Consider the following 5610-nt stretch of genomic DNA (forward strand, 5'->3'; position numbering starts at 1 on the left):
CATATCGGCGCCGAGATCGCGCGGGCCAAACGAACCGGTGCTCCATTATCTCTGCTGTCGCTCGATCTCGACCATTTCAAGGATATCAATGACTCACGTGGTCACAGCGTCGGCGATGAGGTGCTCCGCGCATTTGTGCGAAAGTGTCTGGAGGCAATTCGCCCTTATGACTCTGTCGCACGCGTGGGCGGTGAAGAATTCATGGTCTTGCTGCCCGCGGCGACGCTCGACACGGCTTACGCGGTAGCCGAACGCCTTCGATCGACGATTGAAGGCACTGCATTCGACGTCGAAGCTCAGCCGTCGGTCGGCGTCACCATCAGCGTTGGGGTGTCGGAGTTCGGGCGCGATGGAGACACGCTTGACGGATTGCTGAACGTCGCCGATCAGCGGCTCTATCGCGCAAAACATGAAGGTCGCAATCGTGTGATTGCCGCGTAAGCTTCATTCATTCGCGCGCTTAGCCTCAGGCGCTCCGCGCCGTGGCGCTCATTTTCGTTGTCATTCTCCAGGTCAGATCCGAAGCTCCACTTACCAATTTCTCTTCGTCGCCCATCGCGAAAACGAGAAAGTTTTTCGGAATGAGTCCGGAGTAGCACAATGGCTTCGCGGTCAAAAAGTTCGCGCTGAAGCTGGTCGAGCAGGCGCGCCGCATTCTTCGTTGCTCAAAAAGCTCAGGAAAATCCAGTTGCCGGAGATCGCCTATACCGCGCTAACCCAGGCAAGCGACTATGCCGGCACCTTCTAGGTGGAGCGCGGTTTAACCGGGACGGTTCTCGGGAGTCGCGCAGCCGGTCGAGGAAGAGTCGAAGAAGATTCATGACGTCGGCAACAATCGCCCATTCAATTGCGTGATCCGGCGCCTGGACAGCGCGTTCTATCGATCCTCGGGCAGATGCTGGCGGGCAAGGTGGGTGATCCCGACCGCAGCGGTGTCGACAACCGTCTGTTCGTGAACGGGGTTGTGGGTTCCGCGGTCCGGCGCCTAACTGGCAGCACCTGCACCTGCCGGAGCGCTATGGCAAGTGGAACAGCGTGCCTGCGCGGTTTCCCGCTGGGCCAAAGCGGCGTGTGGGAGAAAGTGTTTGCCGAACTGATCCGGGATCGCGACAATAAATACCTGATGCTCGACACCACTCTGGTTCGCGTCCACCAGCAGGCCGCGAGCGGAGAAGGGGGCCAAAACTCAAGAACTCGGGCGCTCCGGAGGTGGTTTGACGACCAAGATCCACATGCTCTGCAACGGCCTCGGTCGTCCGCTTACATGCTCATGGCCGGTCAACGACACGGCAATCTCACTACGAAAGCCCTGCTCGAAGGCTTTGAGGCCGGGGCCGTGCTAGCCGACAGGGCCTATGACTACAACGACGTCTGCGCAAAACCATCGCAGACAGGAACTCCCAAGCAGAGATTTCCTCAGCCGCTCTCGCAAGGTCCCGATCCCCCACGACGAAACGATCTACAAGCTGAGAAACCGCATCGAGCGCTGCTCAACAAGCTCAAAACACTTCCGCCGCTTCGCTACGCGATTCGACCGACGGGCCGAACTTCCTCGCGTTTGTCCACCTCGCCGCAATCTGCTTTGGCTTCAATGAGTGTGTAGTCGTCCTAGCTATACGCCCAACCAACGCGCCCCTGAGGCGGCGCTGTATCGTAGCAACCGAATTCGGCACGGCGTTCAGTTCTGAGCGGGACAGCAGCGGGGTCTTTGCATTCTGAGAAGCCCAAGTTTTTTGACGGACGCGGGCCGACGAGGTCGGGAGGGCGGAATCGTCCCCTTCGTGCGGCGATGCGTGGATAGCTTACCTCACCGCAGAGGGTGGCTGTGTTTTGAGACGATCCAGCATCTTCGATCCCTCGCGGAACGACTTCGACCAGGATTTCTTGGCAAAGTCCAAGTGGCACTTCATAGCCTGAAAGTGGATTGTCCTTTTCGCCGTCAGTGACTTCTCCGAAAATCAATAAGAGCGCGAAGGCCCAGCCAGCCCAATTCCATTGGCTTTGCATACGTCCACGCCGTACCGAATGAGGTGGGTATGACAAGTTGGAGATTGTGGTACCTTCTGAAGGTTGATGATCGGAACTGAGCAGCGAACCACTTAGCACGTCGGCAAATGAACGCGGAGAACAATTTCGCGGCGCGGCTCATTGACGCCGGTCGCCTCGCAGCAATAGCACGTACATGCGGTCTGAAAGCTGACGTCTCATATTACGTCAATGAGGCGCTCAAAGAGCTTTGGCGAAGCAGGTCGCCCGACGAGGCAAAGAGGATCGCTCAGCGCTGGGTCTTGTGGGACTCAGAAGGGAGGCCGTGGCCGCGCCTGCCATCGCTGGAAAACGTGGTTCCGTTCTATCGCGCCGGCACGGCACAGGTATCGGTTGTGAATCGGCCGGTGACGCCACTGCATGCAATCCGGAACTGGTTCGAAGGCCAGAATGAGGAGGTACGATGCGAGATCGCTGGCATGGCAGCGCTTCTGGTCTTGGAAGGTGGTGGTCTTCTCGAATGCAGCAGCAAAGGGTGGTGTGACCATCTTCGGAGGTGGCTGAGCGAGGCGGGATTGCCAGCCCATACGATCATCGGCCGCGCTTTGAGGTTCCGGACCTGTTTTGAGTATTTCGCGGAGAGCAGGTTCACCGAGTCGGGCTGGAGACGGTCCGAAGCGGCCGCTCTCAAAATTCTCGAAGATACCAAGCGCGACCCGAACTCGGAAGCTGTGCGGTTTGTACCAATTGCCCGAAAACTGCTTGATACCTTGCCCGCTCGAAAAATCCGTTGGATGGAAGTACGGAAGTCCTGGAGAGAACTGGCGAACGCCAGCCTCACAGCCCGGGCTCTCAGGGGATGGAGCGCCTCACAGATGAGGAGGTAGCACGGACCCTGGTTCAGAAGTGTGGCGCCATCCCGAAAGACTTTAGCGATGCGCCAAGGACCGGTACGTGCTTGCGCTCGAACTCAACCCGGCCGCTGGCCAAGCACCTTGTAAGGTCGCCTTGGGCATCTTCGTACTGACGTATGGTCGACTTCGGCAAAAGCGACAACTGGCACCGTCTCAATTTCCGTCTTGTCCGGTTGCTTTCTGTCTTGTCTGGTTGAAGACGGAGATGGTTGTAAGCCCGACATGACGACGCTCCCATTCCGTCTTCAAGCAAAGCCCGCAATCAGCTTTTGCGCGCCGCGCAGCCGCTGCTGGTATGGCTTGATCCAATTCGATGATCGCGGCGCCGTTGCTGCTTATGGTCAGGCGCTCGACGGCGACTGCATGTGGCTGTGCACCCCGAAGGGCTTCTGGCGCTTGTTGATTATGCAGTCCGGGAGCTGTGCTTCGCGATCATATTGTTTTGCACGGCGCCATCGGCGCGCCGATTGCATAGACATTCCAACCGCTACATGCTGGAGAACTTTATGTCCTCTGCTTCTCTCGTTTCTCGCCTTAATCCACCGAAGCAGGCGGCTCCTCGCAAGGCCTATTTGGTCGGAACAGGCATCGCCGCCCTGGCCGCAGCGGCTTACCTCGTCAAGGAGGGCGGGCTATCCGGCCCGAATGTCGTCCTGTTCGAGCAAATGGAGCAGTTCGGCGAAAGCCTCGACGCACATGGCGATCCGAAGGACGGATATGTCATGCGCGGCGGGCGCATGTTCGAGGAAAAGTTCAACTGTACCTGCGACTTGTTATCCTTCATTCCCTCGATTGCCGACGAGACCAAATCGGCGAAGGACGAATTGATGGAGTTCCATTAGGAGTTCTTTTGGAACGACAAGGCGCGCTTGGTTTCGGGAGGGCAGATCGTCGACGTCTCCGATCTGGGGTTCAGTGAGAAAGATCGGCTCGACCTGATCGCGCTTTGCGCGGCTCCAGAATCGGTGCTCGACGTCAGGACGATCCAGGACTGGTTCGAACCCCACTTTTTCCGCAGCAATTTCTGGTTCATCTGGTCCACAACCTTTGCTTTTGGGCCATGGCACAGCGCCGTCGAGTTCAAGCGATACTGTCTGCGCTTCCTGCATCTGTTCTCGACGGTCGACACTTTAGCGGGGATCTACCGCACCCAGTTCAACCAGTTCGACGCCATGGTCCGTCCGATCGTCGCATGGTTGACGGCGCGGGGCGTGCGGCTGGAGATGGGGACGGAAGTGACCGATGTTGATATTGTCACCGAAGGCGGGAAGAAGACCGCGACGCGTTTGCGCTATCGGCATGGCGGCGAAGATCGCACCATCGATCTGGCCGAACGGGATCTTGTGTTCGTGACCAACGGGTCAATGACATCCGATACGAGTTACGGTTCGATGGACACGGTTCCCGTGCTGAATACGGAGCGAACCGGAGGGGCGTGGAAACTTTGGGAGCGCCTGGCTGCCAAGAGTCCGGATTTCGGCCGCCCCGCCGCCTTCGCTTCCAAGATCGATCAGTCCAAATGGGAATCGTTCACAGTCACCGCGGACGACTCGAGCTTCTTCGACCGGCTAGAAGCCTTCTCCGGCAGTAAGGCCGGCAAAGGCGGATTGGTAACAATTAAAGACTCCAATTGGCTCCTGACCATTGTCCTTAATCGGCAACCGCACTTTTACGAACAGCCGAAGAATGTGTGAGTGTGGTGGGGCTATGGGCTCTACCCGGACAAGCCGGGTAACTTCGTGCATAAGCCCATGTCGGAGTGCACGGGGCGTGAAATTCTCATCGAATTGCTTTCGCACCTGCGATTCACAGAGAGTATTCCGTTCATTCTCGACACGTCGCGCGTCATTACGGCGATGATGCCTTACATTACCGCCCAGTTCATGCCGCGCGTCATGACCGACCGAGGGTGATCCCGAAGGGATCGCGCAACCTCGCCTTCATCGGCCAGTTCTGCGAGATTCCCGCCGACGTTGTCTTTACCGTTAAATATTCCGTGCGCGCGGCGCAGACTGCCGTTTTCGGCTTGCTCGATGTCCAACGTTCGGTCTCACCCCTTTACAAGGGCCAGCATGACCCTCGCGTTCTCTTCGACGCCTGGAAGACGCTGCACCGCCATTGATCAACGGAACGAGTCGACGACTATGGGACGTGTGAACGACAAGGTCATTCTGGCGACCGGCGGGGCTCGCGGAATGGGGGCAGCTAATGCGCGCCTGCTGGTGGCTGAGGGGGCCAGGGTCGTGATCACTGATATTCTTCATACAGAAGGAGAGGCTCTCGCGGCTCAACTTGGCAATTCGACCATCTATATGCCTCAGGACGTTACCCAGCCGAAGCAGTGGGCCGAGGCGGTCGCAAGCGCCGAAGGGCGCTTCGGCGCGCTCCACGGGCTGGTCAACAACGCCGCGATCGCCAACATAGCCCCTATTGAGCAGTTCTCGCTCGATCAGTGGAACAAGACCCTTGCCGTCAATCTAACCGGCGTATTCCTCGGAATGCAGGCAGCCCTACCGGCCATCCGGCGCGCGGGCGGAGGTTCGATCGTCAACGTCTCGTCCGTCGAGGGGCTGCGGGGCAGTGCCGGACTCCACGCCTATGTCGCTTCGAAGTTCGGCGTGCGGGGCATAACCAAGTCCGCTGCACTGGAAGCCGCGGCCTCGGGAGTCCGCATCAACTCGATCCATCCCGGCTTCATTGCCACCCCGAT

The 5610-nt window shown here is 58.6% G+C and carries 4 protein-coding genes and 1 pseudogene; all 5 read left to right on the forward strand.

Annotated elements, in window-relative coordinates; genetic code table 11:
• Positions 1–441 (forward strand): GGDEF domain-containing protein (locus tag K359_RS56255; protein ID WP_035978440.1); only part of this gene is annotated, 441 nt, incomplete at its 5' end.
• A 454-nt stretch (positions 442–895) separates the two neighbouring features.
• On the forward strand, positions 896–1603 hold the full coding sequence (locus K359_RS60550) for a hypothetical protein (RefSeq protein WP_371261263.1): 708 nt from the start codon (positions 896–898) through the stop codon (positions 1601–1603).
• A gap of 511 nt (positions 1604–2114) precedes the next feature.
• Positions 2115–2873 (forward strand): hypothetical protein, encoded by a 759-nt coding sequence (locus K359_RS0146645; RefSeq protein ID WP_029085110.1) that lies wholly within the window; start codon positions 2115–2117, stop codon positions 2871–2873.
• 533 nt (positions 2874–3406) lie between these two features.
• Positions 3407–5022 (forward strand): annotated as a pseudogene (locus tag K359_RS56260) (oleate hydratase).
• A 22-nt stretch (positions 5023–5044) separates the two neighbouring features.
• Positions 5045–5610 (forward strand): SDR family NAD(P)-dependent oxidoreductase (locus K359_RS0146655; protein WP_035978442.1); only part of this gene is annotated, 566 nt, incomplete at its 3' end.

The organism is Bradyrhizobium sp. th-b2, assembly GCF_000426785.1.
GTDB lineage: Bacteria > Pseudomonadota > Alphaproteobacteria > Rhizobiales > Xanthobacteraceae > Bradyrhizobium > Bradyrhizobium septentrionale.